The organism is Microbispora sp. CA-102843, from assembly GCF_050936215.1.
In the GTDB taxonomy this organism is placed as follows: Bacteria; Actinomycetota; Actinomycetes; order Streptosporangiales; family Streptosporangiaceae; genus Microbispora.
In genome coordinates this window covers 3,720,278-3,738,196 of record NZ_JBNJNF010000001.1, presented here as the reverse complement: position 1 = coordinate 3,738,196, position 17,919 = coordinate 3,720,278, and the positions used below count along the sequence as shown (strand labels likewise).

16 protein-coding genes are annotated in these 17,919 nt (G+C 71.4%); 6 read left to right on the top strand and 10 right to left on the bottom strand.

Features of this window, described 5'->3' with window-relative positions:
• Window positions 1-7 precede the first annotated feature (7 nt).
• From ACQEVJ_RS17490 to ACQEVJ_RS17480, 3 genes are read right to left on the bottom strand one after another with little or no spacing between them, the layout of a single operon-like run.
• Window positions 8-847, bottom strand: a complete 840-nt coding sequence (locus ACQEVJ_RS17490; RefSeq protein WP_433102176.1) for an ABC transporter permease — start codon at window positions 845-847, stop codon at window positions 8-10.
• Window positions 834-1,763 (bottom strand): ABC transporter permease, encoded by a 930-nt coding sequence (locus ACQEVJ_RS17485; protein WP_433102174.1) that lies wholly within the window; start codon window positions 1,761-1,763, stop codon window positions 834-836. The genes ACQEVJ_RS17490 and ACQEVJ_RS17485 overlap by 14 nt, the downstream gene beginning before the upstream one ends.
• 7 nt (window positions 1,764-1,770) lie before the next feature.
• The gene (locus ACQEVJ_RS17480) at window positions 1,771-3,372 is read right to left on the bottom strand and encodes a peptide ABC transporter substrate-binding protein (protein ID WP_433102172.1); all 1,602 of its coding nucleotides are present in this window, start codon (window positions 3,370-3,372) and stop codon (window positions 1,771-1,773) included.
• Between the two features lie 120 nt (window positions 3,373-3,492).
• Between ACQEVJ_RS17480 and ACQEVJ_RS17475 the strand changes: the two genes are divergently transcribed.
• Genes ACQEVJ_RS17475 through ACQEVJ_RS17465 form a run of 3 tightly spaced genes read left to right on the top strand, consistent with a single transcriptional unit; the run spans window position 3,493 to window position 6,219 of the window.
• Window positions 3,493-4,464 (top strand): response regulator transcription factor, encoded by a 972-nt coding sequence (locus tag ACQEVJ_RS17475; RefSeq protein ID WP_433102170.1) that lies wholly within the window; start codon window positions 3,493-3,495, stop codon window positions 4,462-4,464.
• A gap of 49 nt (window positions 4,465-4,513) precedes the next feature.
• Complete coding sequence (locus ACQEVJ_RS17470) at window positions 4,514-5,329, top strand: DUF4253 domain-containing protein (protein ID WP_433102168.1); 816 nt, start codon at window positions 4,514-4,516, stop codon at window positions 5,327-5,329.
• A 59-nt stretch (window positions 5,330-5,388) separates the two neighbouring features.
• Complete coding sequence (locus tag ACQEVJ_RS17465; RefSeq protein ID WP_433102166.1) at window positions 5,389-6,219, top strand: SAM-dependent methyltransferase; 831 nt, start codon at window positions 5,389-5,391, stop codon at window positions 6,217-6,219.
• Between the two features lies 1 nt (window position 6,220).
• On the opposite strand, the gene ACQEVJ_RS17460 is transcribed toward ACQEVJ_RS17465, so the two are convergent.
• Window positions 6,221-7,207 (bottom strand): lactonase family protein, encoded by a 987-nt coding sequence (locus ACQEVJ_RS17460; RefSeq protein WP_433102164.1) that lies wholly within the window; start codon window positions 7,205-7,207, stop codon window positions 6,221-6,223.
• Between the two features lie 12 nt (window positions 7,208-7,219).
• Window positions 7,220-8,125: a universal stress protein gene (locus ACQEVJ_RS17455; RefSeq protein WP_433102162.1), complete on the bottom strand. Its 906-nt coding sequence runs from the start codon at window positions 8,123-8,125 to the stop codon at window positions 7,220-7,222.
• 137 nt (window positions 8,126-8,262) lie between these two features.
• Between ACQEVJ_RS17455 and ACQEVJ_RS17450 the strand changes: the two genes are divergently transcribed.
• Together ACQEVJ_RS17450 and ACQEVJ_RS17445 are read left to right on the top strand one after the other, a co-directional pair.
• On the top strand, window positions 8,263-8,904 hold the full coding sequence (locus ACQEVJ_RS17450) for a response regulator transcription factor (RefSeq protein WP_433102160.1): 642 nt from the start codon (window positions 8,263-8,265) through the stop codon (window positions 8,902-8,904).
• Between the two features lie 139 nt (window positions 8,905-9,043).
• On the top strand, window positions 9,044-9,472 hold the full coding sequence (locus ACQEVJ_RS17445; protein WP_433102158.1) for a hypothetical protein: 429 nt from the start codon (window positions 9,044-9,046) through the stop codon (window positions 9,470-9,472).
• Here the strand turns inward: ACQEVJ_RS17445 and ACQEVJ_RS17440 are convergent, their stop codons facing one another.
• The 5 genes from ACQEVJ_RS17440 to ACQEVJ_RS17420 all read right to left on the bottom strand — a co-directional run bounded on the left by ACQEVJ_RS17440 (window position 9,473) and on the right by ACQEVJ_RS17420 (window position 16,942).
• Window positions 9,473-11,191, bottom strand: a complete 1,719-nt coding sequence (locus ACQEVJ_RS17440) for a GAF domain-containing protein (protein ID WP_433102156.1) — start codon at window positions 11,189-11,191, stop codon at window positions 9,473-9,475. It abuts the gene before it with no gap.
• Window positions 11,192-11,246: 55 nt separating this feature from the next.
• Window positions 11,247-11,873 (bottom strand): Rv1733c family protein, encoded by a 627-nt coding sequence (locus ACQEVJ_RS17435; protein ID WP_433102154.1) that lies wholly within the window; start codon window positions 11,871-11,873, stop codon window positions 11,247-11,249.
• A gap of 72 nt (window positions 11,874-11,945) precedes the next feature.
• Complete coding sequence (locus ACQEVJ_RS17430) at window positions 11,946-14,798, bottom strand: beta-L-arabinofuranosidase domain-containing protein (RefSeq protein WP_433102152.1); 2,853 nt, start codon at window positions 14,796-14,798, stop codon at window positions 11,946-11,948.
• 472 nt (window positions 14,799-15,270) lie between these two features.
• Entirely contained in the window at window positions 15,271-16,260 is a 990-nt protein-coding gene (locus ACQEVJ_RS17425; RefSeq protein ID WP_433102150.1) for an Acg family FMN-binding oxidoreductase, read from the bottom strand.
• Between the two features lie 22 nt (window positions 16,261-16,282).
• Complete coding sequence (locus ACQEVJ_RS17420) at window positions 16,283-16,942, bottom strand: CBS domain-containing protein (RefSeq protein WP_433102148.1); 660 nt, start codon at window positions 16,940-16,942, stop codon at window positions 16,283-16,285.
• 249 nt (window positions 16,943-17,191) lie between these two features.
• Between ACQEVJ_RS17420 and ACQEVJ_RS17415 the strand changes: the two genes are divergently transcribed.
• Window positions 17,192-17,893 (top strand): CBS domain-containing protein, encoded by a 702-nt coding sequence (locus ACQEVJ_RS17415; RefSeq protein ID WP_433102146.1) that lies wholly within the window; start codon window positions 17,192-17,194, stop codon window positions 17,891-17,893.
• The last annotated feature ends 26 nt before the right edge of the window (window positions 17,894-17,919 follow it).

Below are 17,919 nucleotides of genomic sequence, written 5' to 3'. Positions count from 1 at the left end.
TGACGTTTCAGCGCAGGCGGGGGTCGAGGGCGTCGCGCACCACGTCGCCGAGCATGAGGAAGCTCAGCACGGTCGCGGTGAGGAACAGCGCGGGGAAGACCAGCAGGTGGGGGTGCTCGGCGAAGAACGTCTGGGCGATGTTCAGCTGCAGGCCCCACGACACGTCGGGGTACTGCAGGCCGACGCCGAGGTAGTCGAGCGTCGCCTCCCCCGCGATGACGTTCCCGACGTTCAACATGGCCACCACGATGACCGGCGCGATGGAGTTGGGCAGGATGTGCCGGACCATGAGCCTGCGGTCGCTCGCGCCCAGCATGCGGGCCGCGGCGACGAAGTCCATGTCCTTGACGGCGATGACCTGGCCGCGCATCAGGCGGGTCATGGTCGTCCAGCCGAGCAGCACGAGGACCAGCGTCATCGCCCATATCCCGTGGTCGGGGAAGGCGACCAGCACGACGGTCGCGCCCAGCACGAACGGGATGCCGAAGAACACGTCGGTGAGCCGGGAGATGATCGCGTCGGCGACGCCCCCGTAGTAGCCGCCCACCAGCCCCAGCGCGATGGAGATCAGCATGGCGAAGACGGTGACCGAGACGCCGACCACGATGGACGCCCGGGTGCCGTGCACGACCTGCGACCAGTAGTCGCAGCCCTGCAGGTCGTACCCGAACAGCGCGCCGCTCGCCGGGCCGTGCTTGGACATGCGCAGGTCGCAGGCCTCATTGGGGCCGAGGCGGGCGAACAGCCCGGGGAAGGCCGCCATCGCCACGGCCACCAGCAGGACGACCGCGGAGAACCAGAAGACCACCCGGCCGCGCAGTTCCAGCCAGGCGTCACGCGCGAGCACGGCGGATCCTCGGGTCGAGCACGCCGTACAGCAGGTCGACGGCCAGGTTGGCGAGGATGAAGATCATGACGAGCAGGGTGACGACGCCGACGACGACGGGACCCTCCTGGAGCTGGATGGACTGGAACACCTGCTGGCCGATGCCGGGCAGGTTGAAGATGCCCTCGGTGACGACCGCCCCGGCCATGAGGTTGCCGAAGTCGACGCCGAGGTAGGTCACGACCGGGATGAGCGAGTTGCGCAGCGCGTGCAGCCCCATCACCCGCCGCCGGGACAGGCCCTTCGCGGTCGCCGTGCGGACGTAGTCGGCGCGCAGGTTCTCCACGAGGGAGGTGCGGGTGAGCCTGGCCACGTACGCAAGGCCGAACGAGCCGAGGACCATGCCGGGCAGCAGGTAGCTGCCCGGCCAGCCCTCGTCGGTTCCCGCGGTCGGGAACAACCCCAGATTGAGGCCCAGCACGATCTGGGCCGTGTACCCGACGACGAACACCGGGACCGCGATGACGAACGTGGTGCCGGCGAGGACCGCCGTGTCGGCGGCCCCGCCGCGGCGCAGCCCGGCCAGGACGCCGAGGCCGATGCCCACGACGAGCTCGAAGACCCAGGCGGTCAGCGCGAGCTGCGCGGTGACCGCCCACCGGTCCTGGAGGAGCTCGCTCACCGGCTGGCCGGTGAAGGTCTCCCCCAGGTCTCCCTGGAACACCCCGAGCATGTAGCGGCCGTACTGGACGAGCAGGGGGTCGTCCAGGTGGTAGCGCGCCCGCATGACCGCGAGCACCTGCGCGGGCACCGGCTTGTCGCCCGCGAGCGCCAGGATCGGGTCGCCCGGCAGCGCGAACACCATCGTGTAGATCAGGAAGGTGGTCGCGAAGAACACCGGGATCGCCTGGGCCAGGCGCTGCGCGGCGTACCTCACCCCTGTGTCACCCCTGCTTCACGCTGATCGTGTACAGGTTCTTGCCGTACGGGCTCACGTCGACGCCGCTGAGCCGGCTGGTGAAGCCGATCTGGCTCTGCCAGTTCCACAGCGGGATCATCGGCATGTCGGCGAGCGCGACGTCCTCGGCCTTCTGGTAGAGCGGCAGGCTGGCGTCCAGGCTGGGCGCCGAGTTCGCCTGCTTGATCAGGTCGTCGAACTCCTTGTTCTCCCAGCCCATCCGGTTGCCCGCGCCCCACATGTACTCGAGGTAGTCCTGGGGGCTGGGGTAGTCCATGACCCAGTTGTTGCGGTACGGACCGTCCTCCTTGCGCTGGCGCAGGGTCGACAGGTAGTCGGCGGCCGGGATCTTGCGGAACTTGATGTCCGAGATGCCGAGGTTCTGCTTCAGCTGGTTGGCGACGGCGGTCATCCACTGCTCGTAGCTCGGGTCGGCGTTCGAGAACCACAGGTTCAGCGTGCCGCTGAAGCCGCCGGCCTTGTCGAACAGCGCCTTGGCCTTGGCGGGATCGTACGTGCACGCCTCGCCGCAGGCGTTCTCCCGGTAGCCGGGCACCAGCGGCGCCAGCAGTGACGCCATCGGCTTGAACGCGCCGTCGTAGACCGCGTCCACGATGGCCTGCCGGTCGATGGCCATGGAGAACGCCTTGCGCAGGTCGGCGTTGGCGAACCGCTTGTCGAAGGTCGGGAAGCCCAGGTAGTCCATCGTGCCGTCGGGGGTCTGCACGAAGCGGTCGCCGAGCAGCCGCTTCGCCTCGGACGTGCTGGCCGGCGGGACCGTCGTCATCAGGTCGACCTGGCCGGCCCGCAGGTCGGTCCACGCCGTGTCGCGGCTGGCGTAGATCTTGAAGGTGACGCCGTCCGCCTTGGGCTTGCGCTCGCCCGCGTACGACGGGGACCGCTTGATCTTGATCTGCTTGTTGTGCTCCCAGGCGCCGTCGAGCACGAACGGCCCGTTGCCGACCGGCGCCTGGTCGAACGCCTTGAGGTCGGTGAACGCCGCCTTCGGCATCGGCGCGAACGCGATGTAGGCGAGCGTGATCGGGAACTGGCTGAACGGCGCGGTGAGGGTCACCTCAAGCGTGGTGTCGTCCACCACCTTGAGGCCGCTCAACTTGTCCGTGGACGGGTCGCCCTTCTCGGGGTTGAGCTTGTCGTAGCCCTCGATGTTGGCGAAGTAGTAGTTGTTGGTCCATCCGTTGGGGCCGTACGCGCTGGCGTTCCAGGAGTCCGCGAAGCTCTGCGCGGTGACCGGCTCGCCGTTGCTGAACTTCTGCCCCGCCTTGAACTTGATCGTCCAGACCTTCTGGTCGGTGCTGGTCACCGACTCGGCCGCCCGCATCACGGGCTTGCCGCTGGCGGTGTCGATCGAGACCGGAGTCTCGAAGAGCGTGTCCAGCACCGAGATCGAGTAGTCGCTGGAGGTGTTGCCCGGGGTGAGATGGTCGGGTTCCGTCAGCGCGACGGAGAACGCGTTCGCCCCCTTGCCGCCACCCTCACCCTCGGACGACGATCCTCCTCCGCACCCGCCGCTCAGCATGATGGCCGCCACAGCGAGGGCGGCCCCCCGGCTTCTCGTGACCCTCACTGGTCCTCCGCCTCTCCGTCGTATTGCGGGTGAGGGTAGGAAACGGGGCCGCCGACTGCATCGGAGACTTTACGTATTCCTTGCGCAACCTTTACCCGGCACGCTGAGCATGGAGGATCCATGGATGCAATCAGCCTCAGCGCGCGGAGCCTGCACGCCGTCGCCGAACTGGGCTTCCAGGTGGCCCGGCAGGGGGCGCATGGGGCGATGACCGCGCTGGGCGAGGTCATCCCCGTGGAGGCCTATGAGTTCGTCGCGTTCGACCCGGCGACCGGCCGGCACCGGTCGCTGGTGTCGTCGGGGTACACGCGGGTGGACGACGACGCCGCGGAGGAGTACGCCCGGCTCGACGCCTACCGCCGGGCCATGTCGCTGCGCACGCCGGTCGTCATGGGCTCCCCCGGCACCGAGCGTTACTTCCGCCGCCACCTGGAGCCGTACGGCTGGCGGGCGGGGATCACGACGCCGCTGTTCCTGACCGGCGGGCGCTACACCGGGCTGCTGCACGTCAGCTCCCGCGAGGACCTGCCGCCCGAGGCGCCCGCGGTGATCAGCGCGGTCTCCCCCGCCCTGGCCCACCTCACCGACATGACCCGCTGCGTCATCGACCCGCTCGGCCTGCCGCCCGGCTTCCACGCGGTGGCGTACGAACGGGGCGGGCGGCGCAGGGACGTGGCCGGGTGGCCCCAGTCGGAGACGCTCGCGGCCGAGCCGGCGATGGCGGAGCTGGCCAGGTCGTTCATCGACTCCCGCGAGCTGTCGCGCCGGGGGCTGTGGCTGGACGGCAAGGGCCAGTGGCGCGAGCTGCGCCTCCACCGGGCCGGCGTGGGCTTCCACGGCTCCATCCAGGGGGCCGTCATCGCCGAGCGCCCGTGCGCCCTGCCGTACGACCTGACCTCGCGGGAGATCGAGGTGCTCACCCGGGTCGCGCAGGGCGACTCCAACCCGCAGATCGCCGCCGCGCTCGTCCTGAGCGTGCGCACCGTGACCACCCATCTGGAGCACATCTTCGCCAAGCTGGGCTGCGACAGCAGGACGCGCCTGACCACGAAGGTTCTCGCCGAGGGACTGTGCCGGCTCGACATCCCGTAATGATCGCCCTCGCGGGACGCGCCGAGGCCGGGTCCGACATTATTGGCGCATGTCGGTTCACGAGCGTCGGCGGCTCCCAACGGGCCTGGAGCTGCTGTTCGGCGACGGCGGCGAGGGGCGGGTGCTGTCCGTCGACCTGCCGTCCGGGTCCCTCGTGTGGCCGGACCCCGACTACGACAAGCTGCGCACCCATCACCGTCCCTCGTTCTGGCTGAGCGACGAGCCGGTGCCGGCCGGGCTGTGGGCCCGGCTGCGCGCCGAGCACCCCCGGTCGGGCCTGTGGCCGGTGCTGCTCGAGGACGGCGTGCAGCCCTGGTCGGCCGGGCAGATCGCGCCGGACTCGCCCCACCATGTCGACCTCTACAGCGCGGCCGGGTTCATGGCCGAGGCGTGGCAGGACCTGCTGCTGGGCCACGAGGCGTACCTCGCGCCGTTCGGGGCCGAGTGCCCGGGGATCGCGCCGCCCGCCGCGCTCGTGGCCGACCCCGACGTGGTCGCCGACTGGTACGCGGACGTGGTGGCCGAGCGGATGACGCCGCTCGGGCTCGCCGCGGTGCACCGCGGCGCCGACGCGATGGTCGCCATGGGCTGGCAGGGGGCGCTGCACCACAACGAGTGGACCGTGCCGCTGGCGGCCGTCGTGCGCAGCTGGGAGGAGCGGTTCGGGGCCCGGGTGGTCGGCATGGGGTTCAACACGCTGGACCTCAGCGTCGCCGCGCCGCCCGCCACCCCCGCGCACGCGCTGCACGTGGCGGCCGAGCACTGGACGTTCTGCCCCGACAGCGTGCTGCAGGGCCCGGGCACGCTGGCCGACTACGCCGAGCAGATCGTGGGCCAGAATGCCTGGTCGTTCTGGTGGGATTAAGGCGATACTTACCGGCAGACGATAATGACCGGCGGACGATCGTGAGTGAGGGAGGCGGTTTGGGCGGCACGGAGCCGGGCGGGGGCGAGCGGCCCGCCAAGGTGGCGGGTCTCGACACCGGCACCGCGAACATCGCCCGGATGAGCGACTACCTGCTCGGAGGCAAGGACAACTTCGCCGCCGACCGGGAGTTCGCCGAGCGGCTGATGTCCATAGCACCCGAGGTCAAGACGATGGCCGTGGACACCCGCGAGTTCCTGGAGCGGGTGGTGCGCTTCCTCGTCGAGCAGGGCGTGCGGCAGTTCCTCAACGTGGCGTCCGGGCTGCCGACCCGGCGCAACACCCACGAGGTCGCCCAGGAGCTCGCGCCCGACGCCCGCGTGGTGTACGTCGACGACGACCCGGTGGTGCTCAACCACGCGCGGGCCATGCTCGCCCGCAACCCCGGCACCGGGGTGGTCGACGGCTCCATCCTGCGTCCGGCGGAGATGCTGGCCGACCCCGAGATGCTCCGGCTCATCGACTTCGAGCAGCCGGTCGGGGTGCTGATCCCGGCCCGGCTGCAGTACCTCCCCGACGCCGCCGAGCCGTACAAGTGCGTGGCCCACGTGCGCGACCACCTCGCGCCGGACAGCTACCTGGCCATCGGTCACGCCGTCTTCGACAGCCGTCCCGAGCTGGCCGGGCCGATCGTCAAGCTGTTCCGGCAGATCGTGCCGCAGGCCGACGACGCGCCGCGGGACCGGGAGAAGGTGCTGCGCTTCTTCGACGGCACCGAACTCGTCGACCCCGGCCTGGTCTACATCCGCCAGTGGCGGCCGGAGGTCCCGCAGAGCACCGGGCAGGCCCAGCGGGTGTGGATCGTCGGCGGCGCCGGCCGCGTGCCCTGATCTACCGGACGAGTACGCACGAGGGGGTGCCGACGGCCAGCGCCTGACCGGCCAGCTCGGGCAGCCCGTCCTTGAGCGCCAGCACGGCGACCGAGTCCGACCGCTGGTTGGCGACGTAGAGGCGGTCGCCGTCGATCGCGAAGTGGCGCGGCCAGCTTCCGCCCGACGACACCTCGGCCGCCATCGTGAGCCGGGGCCCGTCCACCTCGAAGACGGCCAGGGTGTCCGGCCCCCGGTTGGCGACGTACAGGTGGCGGCCGTCGGCGGACAACGCGATGTGGGAGGGCAGGTTCTCCCCCTCGGCGCCGCTCGTCCGCACCGCGCCCGCCTCCCGCCACTCGCCGTCGTAGACGCGCACGGTGCCGTCGAGCTCGCCGGTGACGTACCAGTAGCCCTCGTGGTGCAGGAAGTGCCGGGGGCCGCTGCCGGACGCCAGCCGTACGGGACCGTCGGGGTGCGGGCGCATGCCGGGCAGGAAGCGACGCACCTCGTCGGTGCCGAGGTCGGTCACGTGCAGCACGCCGCCGGGCCCGAAGACCGCCTGGTGCGCGTGCGGGCCCTCCTGCCGGTCCGGGTGGGGGCCGTGGCCCTCGTGCGGGAACGTCAGCGGGCCGGGCTCGGGCATCCCGTCCTCGCCCAGCCGATAGGCCGTCACGGTCCCGTCGCCGTAGTTGGCGATCGCCAGCCACCGGCCCTCCGGGTCGAGCGCCAGGTGGCACGGCAGTGAGCCGCCGCTGGAGTGCTCGGCCAGCAGCCGGGGAGCCGGGTCGTCGGCGAAGACCGCGAGACCGCCGTCCCCCGCGCGTTCGAGCACGGCGTACAGCAGCGGCAGCCGGGGGTGGGCGACGACGAACGACGGCCCGGACACGCTCGTCTCGGCCACCGCCTCCAGCCGCCCGTCCGCGTGCGCCCGGGCCTTCGTCAGGCCGGGACCCGACCCCTCCGTGTCGGGGGTGTATCCGCCGATCACCAGACCGGGTCGGGACATTATCACTCCAGATCAGATTGTCGGGATATCGCATGGTATCGGCCAGACGAGGGCCGGGTGGACGATCGCGACCGGGCAGTGGGCGTGCCGCAGCAGACCCTGCCCGACCGAACCGAGCAGCCGGGCCGCCGCCCCGTGAGTCCCCGCTCCGTGAGTCCCCGCTCCGTGACTTCCCGCTCCGTGGCTTCCCGCTCCGTGGGCGCCCACCACCAGCAGCCACGCCTCCCGGGCGCACGCCGCCAGGGCGGGCAGCGGCGGCGCCTCGACGACCCTGGTCCCGATCGGGGGCCGGCCCCGGCAGCGCAGCCGCCACGGCTCGACGATCCGCGCCAGCGCCCGCTCGCCCTCCGGCTCACGCCCTCTCGTGGCGTACACCGCGGTCAGCGGCAGCGACCTGCCGCGGGCGACCTCCACGGCGAAGCGCAGAGCGGAGTCCGCCTCGGGATCGGCCTGCCGCGCCGCGTCTAGCCCCACCACCACCCCGCCGGCGGGCGGCGCGGACGCCGGCGCGCCGACCACGACGACCGGGCAGGCGGCGTGCGCCGCCGCGTACGCGCTGACCGAGCCGCGCAGCAACCCGGCCAGCCCGCTCAAGCTCCGGTGTCCCAGGACCAGCATCGCCGCGTTCCTGCTGAGGCTGACCAGCGTGTCCTTGGGATCTCCCCGCACGAGCACAGGGCGGACCTCGCGGCCCGGCAGCAGGCGTTCGGCCAGCCGTACGCCCTCGAACAGCCGCAGCCCCGCCAGGCGGCGCTCCTCGGCGGCGACGGCCCCGGCGCGCTCCGGGTAGGGGCCGTCCCACACCTGGCACACCGTGACGCCCGCACGGTGGCGGACCCGGCACTCCGCCGCGGCCCACTCGATCGCGGCCCGGCTCTGCCGTGTGCCGTCGTAGGCGACCACGATCTCCTGCTTCATCTCACTCACGCAGCCCGCGGCGCGTGCGCGGAGCGCACTCCATGTCACCAGCAGATCACCCGGGCCCCGGCGGCGGCGCCGGGCGAAAGCCACCGGCCCGCGGGACCTTCGGCCCGCCCGCGCCTTAGCGTAGAGACATGATTCGGGTGTTCCTGGTGGACGATCACGAGGTCGTACGGCGTGGGGTGGCGGCGTTGCTGGACGCCGAGGACGACATCGAGGTCGTCGGCGAGGCGGGGACGGCGGAGTCGGCCGTGGCCCGCATCCCCGCGCTGCGGCCCGACGTGGCGGTGCTCGACGTGCGCCTGCCCGACGGCGACGGGGTGGACGTCTGCCGTGAGGTCCGCTCGAAGGTGCCCGGCCTGGCCTGCCTGATGCTGACCTCCTACGCCGACGACGAGGCGTTGTTCAACGCGGTCATGGCCGGGGCGGCCGGATACGTGCTCAAGCAGATCCACGGCTCGGACCTGGTCGGCGCGGTGCGCACGGTGGCCGGCGGCCAGTCGCTGCTGGACCCGCAGACCACCGCCGCCATGCTGCACCGGCTGCGCGACCAGGCCACGAAGAAGGACCCGCTGGCCGCGCTGTCGGACCAGGAGCGGCAGATCCTGGAGCTGATCGGCGAGGGCCTGACCAACCGGCAGATCGGCGAGCGGATGTTCCTGGCCGAGAAGACGGTCAAGAACTACGTGTCCAACCTGCTGAGCAAGCTCGACATGCAGCGCCGCACCCAGGCCGCCGCGCTCGCCGCCCGCCTCAAGGCCGGCCGCCACGACTGAGCGGGCGACGCACCGGCAGGGTAATCATCCGTGCCGGAATCCCCCAGGACGCCGGCGGCGCCCCAGCGACACGGGCATATGCCCTATGTCGCTTATGTCCATGGGCGCATGGGCGCCAGAACGGGCAGGTGGTTGCCAGGTGTCTCGTCACTGCGCGGACGTTCTCCGAACCGACCTCGTCTCGGCGGTGCGGCGGCTTGCGGTGGCCGCGCTCGTCGTCTCGCTGGCCGGCCTCGCCGTCCCGGAATCGGCGGACGCGGCCTCCGCCCCGCTGCGCCGCAAACCGCACGCCGCGGCTGCGGCCGCTGGGAAGGCGAAAGCCAAGGCGAAGGCCAAGCCCAGGCCCGGCCCGCGCGGTTACCAGGTGGTCCGGGGCTCGCGGACCAGCGCCAGGCAGTACAGGTCGGGACGCGGCAGGAACATCCAGAACCTCAACGGCGTCAACACGCCCTCGCTCCTGAGCGGCCCGCAGTCGTCCAGCGTCACGTCCGCAGGGAAGATCAAGAGCCAGGGTGTGTACTGCGCCCCCGGCAGCAACTCCTGCAACATCTCGCAGAACATGAGGTGATCAGCCCAGCGGGACGCTCCACTCCAGGCGGGTGCCGCCGGCGCCGGGGGTCGTGAGGGTGAAGGCGCCGCCGAGCCGTTCGGCCCGGTCGGCGAGGTTGCGCAGACCGCTGCGGCGGCCCTCGGACGGGATGCCGACGCCGTCGTCCTCCACCACGAGGGTCAGCCGCCCGTCCCCGGCCTGGACGGCGACGTCGGCGCGTGCGGCCTTGGCGTGGCGGACGATGTTCGACAGCGCCTCGCGCAGGACGGCGAGCAGATGCTCGGCGACCTCGGCGGGCACGTCGTTGTCGAGCCGGCCCTCCAGGCTCAGGCCCGGCATGAAGCCCAGGTGCCCGCGGGCGCTCTCGACCAGATCGACGACCTGGGCGCGCAGGCTGGGCGAGGCGTCCTCGCGCGGGGTCTGCAGGGCGAAGATGGTCGAGCGGATCTGCCGGATGGTGATGTCCAGCTCGTCGATCGCGCTCTGCAGGCGGGAGGACGCCTCCGGCCGCTCGACCAGCCGCACGGCACTCATCAGCGTCATGGCCACCGCGAACAGCCGCTGGATGACCACGTCGTGCAGGTCCTTGGCGATCCGGTCGCGGTCCTCCAGCAGCCCGAGCCGCTCGGCGTCCCTGCGGGTCTCGGCCAGCTCCAGCGCGACGGCCGCATGCCCGGCGAAGGCGTGCAGCATGCGCAGCGCCGAGTGGCTGAACGGCATCCGTCCCGAGCGTTTGACCAGGGCCAGCACCCCGCGCACCGCCCCGGCGGCCGCGCCCAGCGGCACGGCCGCCACCGGCCCCGCCTCCAGGTCGCCGGCGTGGGCGAGGTGGACGTCCCCACCGGCGGGGTCGTCCAGCATGAGGGGCTCGCCGCTCAGGAACGCCCGGCCCGGCAGCGAGCCCTCGATCGGCACGTCGTCGCCGGCCAGGCGCGTCGCCGGCTCGCCGTCCTCCAGGGCGCCGTCCTCCAGGGCCGCGTAAAGGGTGTCGCCGCCCTTGCGCGGCAGCAGGATCGCCACGGCGTCGGCGTCGGCCATCTCGCGGGCGCGCCGGGCGATCAGCGTGAGGACCTCCTGCGGTTCGGCGCCGGACAGCAGACGGGTGGTGATGTCGGCCGAGGCCTGCAGCCAGGTCTCGCGACGGCGGCTCTCCTCGTACAGGCGGGCGTTCTCGACCGCCACTCCGGCGGCGGTGGCCAGGGCGACCACGATGGCCTCGTCGTCCTCGTCGAAGTTCCCGCCGCCGCGCTTCTCGGTGAGGTAGAGGTTGCCGAACACCTCGTCGCGGACGCGGACCGGCACGCCGAGGAAGCTGCCCATGGGCGGGTGCCCGGGCGGGAAGCCGTACGACTCGGGGTGCTGGGAGATGTCCGACAGCCGCAGCGTCTGCGGTTCCTTGATCAGCAGGCCGAGCAGGCCCAGCCCGTGCGGCCAGTGCTCGATCCTGGCGATCTCCTCCTCGCTCAGCCCCACCGGAACGAACTGGACGAGCGTGTTCTCCTCCCCGATCACGCCCATCGCGCCGTACGTCGCGTCAACCAGCGTCGTGGCGGTCTCGACGATGCGCCGCAGCACCACCTCCAGATCGAGGTCGCTGCCGATCGAGACGACCGCCTCCAGCAACGCGTGCACCCGGTCCCGGGTGGCCAGCACCGCCTCCAGGCGCGACTGCAACTCCGCCAGCAGATCGTCCAATCGCATGCTGGGAATCAGCGACCGCGGCTCGTTCTCCGTCATGGTGCAAAAGTCTGGCAGCACGGGGGCCCGGTGGGCACAGGGGTCCTGTGCGCGCTCAGATGTGGTGACGGCGCCACCTCTGGTCGGCCGCCGCCCAGGCGGCCTCCCATTCGCGGTAGCGCCTGCGGTCCAGCCGGTGACGCGCGAGCGCGAAGCAGGTCCAGGCCAGAGCGGCGGCGCCCGCCACGACGCCGAAGGCGGCCAGTCCCGCCCTCGTCACCGTCTCGGCCCGCTGCGGCGGCGGCGCGGCCGGCCGGCCCGCGGCGTCCACCCACAGCCGCGCGTTCCCCGGGCCGTCGAGCAGGAGGAGCGCCGCCGGGACCATGCCCTCCCGGACCTCGCCGGACGGCAGCGTCCACCGCGCCGGGCTCGCCGCGAGCAACCCGCGGCCGTTGGCCGGGACGGCGTAGCTGTGCTCGATCACATTGACTTCGATCGAAGTGGCCTCGATCAGGGTCGCCTCGACCAGCTGTCGTGCCCCCGGCCCGACCCGCTCGGCCGCGACGCCGCCGTCGTACACCGTACGAGCGGCCAGCGCCGCGGGCCACGCGGCGAGCAGGACGGCGGCCAGGGCCGCCACCGCGAGCGCCGCCTCGATCATGTCGGAACGGCGGCGCAGCGGGTTGCTATCGGGCCGGTAGCGGCGTAACCGCGACACGATCCAGCGGGCGATCGACCTCATGGCACCCCTCCTGTCGGGCCACAGGAGGTCCCACTTCCCCGGGCGGGCGCGTCCACGCCCGCCCGGATGGCGTTAGCTCAGCTTCGACCGGGCGGCGGCGGACACGACCCTGTCCTTCTCCGCGGGCGACAGCAGGCCGGCGGCGACCCACTCCTCGGCTGCGTGGGCGACCGTCGACTGGAACCGGCCCCGGTTGCCGAACGGAGCCTGCTCCCAGACGGCGTCGAGGAACGTGGTGCCGTCGTCCTTGGCCCGGTTCGGCACGCCGGAGTCCACCTTCCCGAAGACGATCTCGGGCTCCTGCCTCTGGAAGTAGGCGTGGTAGCGCTTGGTGTCCCCGATGTAGAAGGGCACCAGCGACAGCCCGTGAGTCGTGAAGGTCATCGGCGCCGCGGGCGTCATGGCCTTGGCCAGGTCGCCGTCGAGCCCGAGGTCCTTGTAGAAGGAGAAGTCGCGGTAGCTCGTCTCGTCGCTCAGAGCGACCATCGGCACCGGGCCGTAGGCGAGGCTCTGGATCGACGGGGCGTCCAGCGCCTTCTCCACCCGCAGGCTGAACGGCATCGCGATCTTGACTTCGTCGCCGGGCTTCCAGGTCCGGCTGACTGTGACGTACCCGTCCGGTTCGTCGCCGAGGCGCTGCACGACCCCGTTGACCCGCACGGTGAAGCCCTTCTCCACCCAGTAGGGCACGCGGAGCTTCAGGTCCAACGGGCCCGACCCGTCGACCCTGAGCGTCACCGTGCCGGAAGGGTCGGCCGGGTAGTTCGTCGACTGCGCGATCCTGAAACCCTTCTCCGGCCAGTTCAGCTCGGAGGCCATGTAAAGGTTTACGAAGAGCGCCGAGCCGTCCTCCGCCTTGAAGTACACCGAGTCCTGGAACTTGGTCAGGCTCTCCAGCCCGGTGCCTCCGCAGCAGGTGCCGAGGTTGCCGTAGCCCCTGACCGAGCCCGGGCTCATCGGGATGAAGTAGGTCACCAGCGGGTCGGTGGTGCTGTCGACGTTCCGCCGGGAGGCGAGGATCTGACCGTAGAGGCCCCGCTCGTAGTACTGCATGTACTTCGGGTCGCCGGTGTGGAAGAACAGGCTCCTGCTCAGCTTGAGCATGTTGTAGACCGCGCACGTCTCGGCGTTGCTGGCGCCCAGCGCGCCCACGATGACGTCGCGCGCCCCGAAGAGCTCGCCGTTGTCGCTCGGGCCCGAAAGGCCGCCGTCGGTGAAGGTGCGGTGCGGGACGACCATGTCCCAGAAGTTGACGGCGGCGGTCAGGTAGTCGCGATCACCGGTCTGCTCGTACACCGAGAGATACCCGATGAACTGCGGGATGTGCTGGTTGGCGTGCTTCCTGTTCAGCGTGTCCTGGTTCGCGATCGTCGCGTTCTTGAGCGCGGTGTTGTCGAAGCACTTGGCCGTTTCGAGGTACTCCTGCTTGCCGGTCAGCGCGTGCAGGTCGGCCATCACGGCGTTCATGGCGTTGTACTCGCCCGCGATGTACGTGGTCCACATCTTGTCCAGTTGCTCCCGGGAGAGCTTGGACAGCCGGCTGTGGACCCAGTCGCCCATCTTCAGGACGATCTCGCGGGCCTGCTGGTTGCCGGCGTGCTGGTACGCGTCGAGCAGCCCGCGCATGATCATGTGGCAGGTGTAGTAAGGCGCCCAGATCGTGGGGTAGGTGGCACCCTGCTCGAGCAGGATGAACTGCGTCTCCGGGTAGGCGGCGAGGAACCCGGGGTGGCTCGGGCCGGGGGCTCCGGTGGCCTCGGAGATCAGGCGGGCGTCCCGCCCCTTGCCCGAGGAGTCGGCCGCGGTCTCCCCGGAGGCCTCCTCGAACCGATACCAGGCCACGTTCCCGCCGCCCAGGCCGCCGTCCGCGGCGGTGTTCAGGGCCCGGACCTCCGACGCGCTCAGCGCGCGATCGTAGATCTGGAACTCGTCGACGGCCCCGCTCAGGAGCGGGTCGCCGTACTGCGACTTGCCGATCCAGTTGTTGCCGGTCGTGCCGAGGTCGGAGGGCTTGAGGGTCATGCCCGTGTTCGTGCCGACCGCCTCGCCGTTGACGTAGAGCGTTCCCGTGCCGCCCGACAGGGTGACCGCGACATGGCTCCACGCGTTGGCGGACAGCTGCTTGGTGCCGTTGATCCGCTGCTCACCGCCGCTGCCGCTGGTGGTGATGGCGAAACGCGGCGCCGACCCCGCGCTCAGGGCCAGGAACATGTTGCGGGTGGTACCGGTGCCGAAGTCGAAGATCCTCGACCAGGTGCTGATCGCCGTGGGGTTCACCCACAGGGCGACGGTGAAGTCGCCGAGACCGCTCAGGACGCCCGAGGGCAGCGCCACGTACTGGGGCCCGCTCAGCTTGATCGCGGTCCCGAACTTCCCGTTCACCCGGGCGACCGGAGCCGAGGGCGGAGCGGGCTGCCCGACCTTGGCGGCCAGGGCGTCCTGACACTGGCCCAGCGCGGTGACCATGTAGTCGACCTTGTTCTTGTAGAACTCGTCGCCGGTGCCCGCGTACGCCAGGGCCAGGGCGCTGACGAAGTGCCCGGCGTAGTGGCCCCTCAGGTTGCCGGTGGCGTCCTCCCAGCCGCCTGGCGGCTGCGCGCCGAGAGTGTCCAGCCCCGCGTTGGCCCGGAAGTTGGCCAGCATGCGGTCGGCCGGATAGGCCCGCAGGAAGTTCAGGATGCGGTCGCGGTTGGTGGCGAACAGGGAGTCACCCAATCTGACCCTGTCGTTCGCGAAGGGCTGCACGCGCCATCCGGAGGGAATGGGGAAGTCGCCGCCGGCCGCGCTCGCCGTCGTCGTGGTGCGGGCGACGGCGGCCTGGGCCGTCCCCGGGCCTGCGGCGGAGGCCAGGGCGAGCGCGGGTGGGGTGGCGGCGGCCAGGGCGGCCCAGCGCAGCAGATCACGTCGGTGGATGGGGGTGGTCATTTCGGGGGGCTCCTCGTCGTTGACTCGGCGTCTGGTGGTGCGATTTCTCGCGAGTCTCAGCTGGGTCGTCCGACGGCGGACCACGGGCGGTGATTGTTAGCGTTAACACAAAATCACCTTGAGAGAGGAGGCGATCACTCGCGGCGGTATGGCCGGGGGGTCCGGGCAGGCCCGCCGCCGCAGAGGCGCGAGCCGGCCGATGGGTGAGGGTCGTCGCTGGTCAGAGGATGATCAAGGCGAGCCGGGCGACGGCATCCGGCCGGCCGGGTTCACACACCGGCCGACCGCGCCATGCCGCTCACCGCTCATGTTCCGGCAGTGTTAACGATCTCACACCGTCGCGTCAAGAGCCGTGCGGCGATGACCGTCTGCTCCGCCTACCTGTCCGGCCCGGCTACCGGGGGCAACGCGCTGGTGGCGGTGATGGGCGAGCGGCGCGAGCCGCCATGGAGTGTGGACGTGCGAGTACGGCTCACTGCAACACGTCGGAGGCGGCGCGGCGGACGCTCTCGCTCTCGTCGATGACGAACCCCAGCCGCATGATCATCTGTGGCGGCTCTTCCGAACAGAGGTGCCTGCGGATGAACTCCCGCAACTCCGGCATCTCCAGTGCCTGGGTGTGGAAGGCGACGCTCACACCGTACGCGGAGGCGTGCAGCAGCATCCGCTGCAGCGCCTCGCCCGCGCGCAGCCAGTCCTCCCGGCAGTCGCCCTCGGTGGTGAGCAGCGCCACGAGGCCCGTCGAGGCGGACACCCGCTCGTCCTGCGCCATCCCCCACTCATGGCCCCGGGCGTAGTCCCGCTGCGCGAAGTGCTGGGGGTGCGTACGCCGGGCGTCGGTCGGATAGCCCGCCGCGGGCACCCCGTCGCGGCGTGAGCTGCCGGGCGGCCGGGCCCAGCGCATGAGTTCCAGGACGAACGACCGGTTCTGCGACTGCACGTCCTGGGCCGCGCCGGTGAGCGCGGCGAGCACCCGTGCGGCGGCCTCCGACCCGATCGGTATCAGGTGGCCGTCCTCGGCCGCCGCCTCCGCCACGAGCGCGTCGACCAGAGGGTCGGGCACCGGCAGAGCGGTGAACCCGGACCGGTGAGTACGGCGGCGCTCGATCTCCGCGTGCAGCAGGCGGGTGTGCTCGCCCGGCTCCCGCCCCGGCCGCACACGTATGGTGGCCAGCAGCAGCGGGCGCTCCGGGTCGGGGAAGCGCCGCACCTGGGGCTCGTAGCCGAGCGCCAGCAGCGTGATCCGCACGTTGAACAGCGCGGCGCCGCAACTGATCGTCATCTGCCGGCCGGTGGGGTCGGAGACCCGCAGCTTCCTGTCGGGGTCGGCGCGCAGGCAGATCTCGTCGCCCGAGACGCCGAACGACCAGGGCTGGGTGTTGTGGATCGAGGGCGCCCACAGGGCCGCCTCCACCGCGGCCTTCGCCGCCTCCGCGATCCCTTCAGACGTCCGAGTGTTCACGATCTCCTCCCCTGGGGCTCGGTCACAGCAGCGGCGGGGCGATGAGCAGGTCGTCCACGAGGAAGGCGAGGTCGGCGTCCACCTCGACGACGCCCTCGACCCGGCGTACGGCGTGCAGCAGCGGCTTGATGTCCGACCTGCGGGGCACCTGTCCGTTGATCGCGACCACGCCGCCGGAGACGGTGATCTGGAGGTCGTCGGGGCCGAGGTTCAGCCGGGCGGCGATCTCTTCGACGTCGGCCAGGATGTCCTCCGACGGCCGGACGAACACGCGCAGCAGGTCGCCCTGGTGGACCGTCCCGACGATGCGGCCGGTCATGGCGTCGATCACCGGCAACTGCTTGATGCGGTTGCGGTGCATCAGCCGGGCCGCGTCCCGCACGGACGTGCCGCCGGTGACCGTGATCGCGGGGCGTGTCATGATCTGGCCGGCCTTCGTGCCCATCGCCTTCCGGTGCTCCTCGCGCCTGCGGGGACCGTCGAGCACGCTCTCGCCCGGGTCGATCTCCTTCAGCAGGATGTCGTCCTCCGACACCACCCCGACCGGGCGCCGGTCGGCGTCGATCACCGTGACCGCGCCCACCTTGAACCGCTGCATGGTGCCGACAAGGTCTGCGAACGACGCGTCCATCGGCACCGCGATGGCGACCTTGCCCATGACATCCTTCACCTTCGCCGTCATGACGACGCCTCCCATCTCTCAGTGCCAGCGTGCCTCGCCGTGTCTTCCGAGGTCAGCGGTGAAGGTCCTGACCGCCCGGGACTTTCGGCCACCCGTCGCGCGTCCAGAGCGAGGCATGGCGAAGGGCATGGCGGAGAGCATGGCGAAGGGCCCCGCCGGCAGGGTCGTCCGTCCCTTCGCATCCGGCCCGTACGGCGATGCGATGGGAATGGGAATGGGAACGGCAGACCGCCTGGAAAGGAGCCGATCATGCACATGAAGGTGCGGGACGTCATGACGAGCGAGGTCGCCTCCGTCAACGGCAGCACGCCGTTCAGGGACGTGGCCGAGGTGCTCATCGCGCACGAGGTCAGCGCGGTACCCGTCGTCGACGGCGAAGGCCACGTCGTCGGTGTGGTCTCCGAGGCCGACCTGCTGCGCAAGGAGGAGTTCCGCGAGCAGTTCTACCGCGAGGGCTATCGGCCGCCGCTACGCGCCCGCCTGCGCGAGGCCGTGGGACACGGGGCCGCCAGGAGCCAGGAGCGGGCCCGCGGGGTGACCGCCGCCGAACTCATGTCCACCCCCGCGGTCACCACCCGGCCCTACACCAGCGTGGTCAGCGCCGCGCGGCAGATGAGCCAGCACGGTGTCAAGCGCCTGCCCGTCGTGGACGACGAGGGCGTGCTCGTGGGCATCATCAGCCGCCACGACCTGCTCAAGGTTCTCGCCCGCGCGGACGCCGACATCGCCCGCGAGGTACGCGAGGACATCATCGGCAACTGCCTGTGGGCCGACCTGTCGGGCGTCGAGGTGTCGGTGTCGGAAGGCGTCGTGACGCTCACCGGCGCCATGGAGCGCCGCTCGCAGGCGCGGGTGCTCACGCGGATGGTCGAACGGACCAACGGCGTGATCGGGGTCGTCGACCGCCTGGAGTGGAAGGAGGACGACGTCGGCCCCTGGGAAGGGGCCTGATCCCGGAGAACGGCCGGAGCGACCGG

What these genes read in the sequence shown, in the direction of transcription:
- ACQEVJ_RS17475 (WP_433102170.1), top strand. Translation starts at nt 3,493, where the DNA reads ATGGATGCAATCAGCCTCAGCGCGCGGAGCCTGCACGCCGTCGCCGAA.
- ACQEVJ_RS17470 (WP_433102168.1), top strand. Translation starts at nt 4,514, where the DNA reads ATGTCGGTTCACGAGCGTCGGCGGCTCCCAACGGGCCTGGAGCTGCTG.
- ACQEVJ_RS17460 (WP_433102164.1), bottom strand. Translation starts at nt 7,207, where the DNA reads ATGTCCCGACCCGGTCTGGTGATCGGCGGATACACCCCCGACACGGAG.
- ACQEVJ_RS17455 (WP_433102162.1), bottom strand. Translation starts at nt 8,125, where the DNA reads ATGAAGCAGGAGATCGTGGTCGCCTACGACGGCACACGGCAGAGCCGG.
- ACQEVJ_RS17450 (WP_433102160.1), top strand. Translation starts at nt 8,263, where the DNA reads ATGATTCGGGTGTTCCTGGTGGACGATCACGAGGTCGTACGGCGTGGG.
- ACQEVJ_RS17440 (WP_433102156.1), bottom strand. Translation starts at nt 11,191, where the DNA reads ATGACGGAGAACGAGCCGCGGTCGCTGATTCCCAGCATGCGATTGGAC.
- ACQEVJ_RS17435 (WP_433102154.1), bottom strand. Translation starts at nt 11,873, where the DNA reads ATGAGGTCGATCGCCCGCTGGATCGTGTCGCGGTTACGCCGCTACCGG.
- ACQEVJ_RS17430 (WP_433102152.1), bottom strand. Translation starts at nt 14,798, where the DNA reads ATGACCACCCCCATCCACCGACGTGATCTGCTGCGCTGGGCCGCCCTG.
- ACQEVJ_RS17420 (WP_433102148.1), bottom strand. Translation starts at nt 16,942, where the DNA reads ATGACGGCGAAGGTGAAGGATGTCATGGGCAAGGTCGCCATCGCGGTG.
- ACQEVJ_RS17415 (WP_433102146.1), top strand. Translation starts at nt 17,192, where the DNA reads ATGCACATGAAGGTGCGGGACGTCATGACGAGCGAGGTCGCCTCCGTC.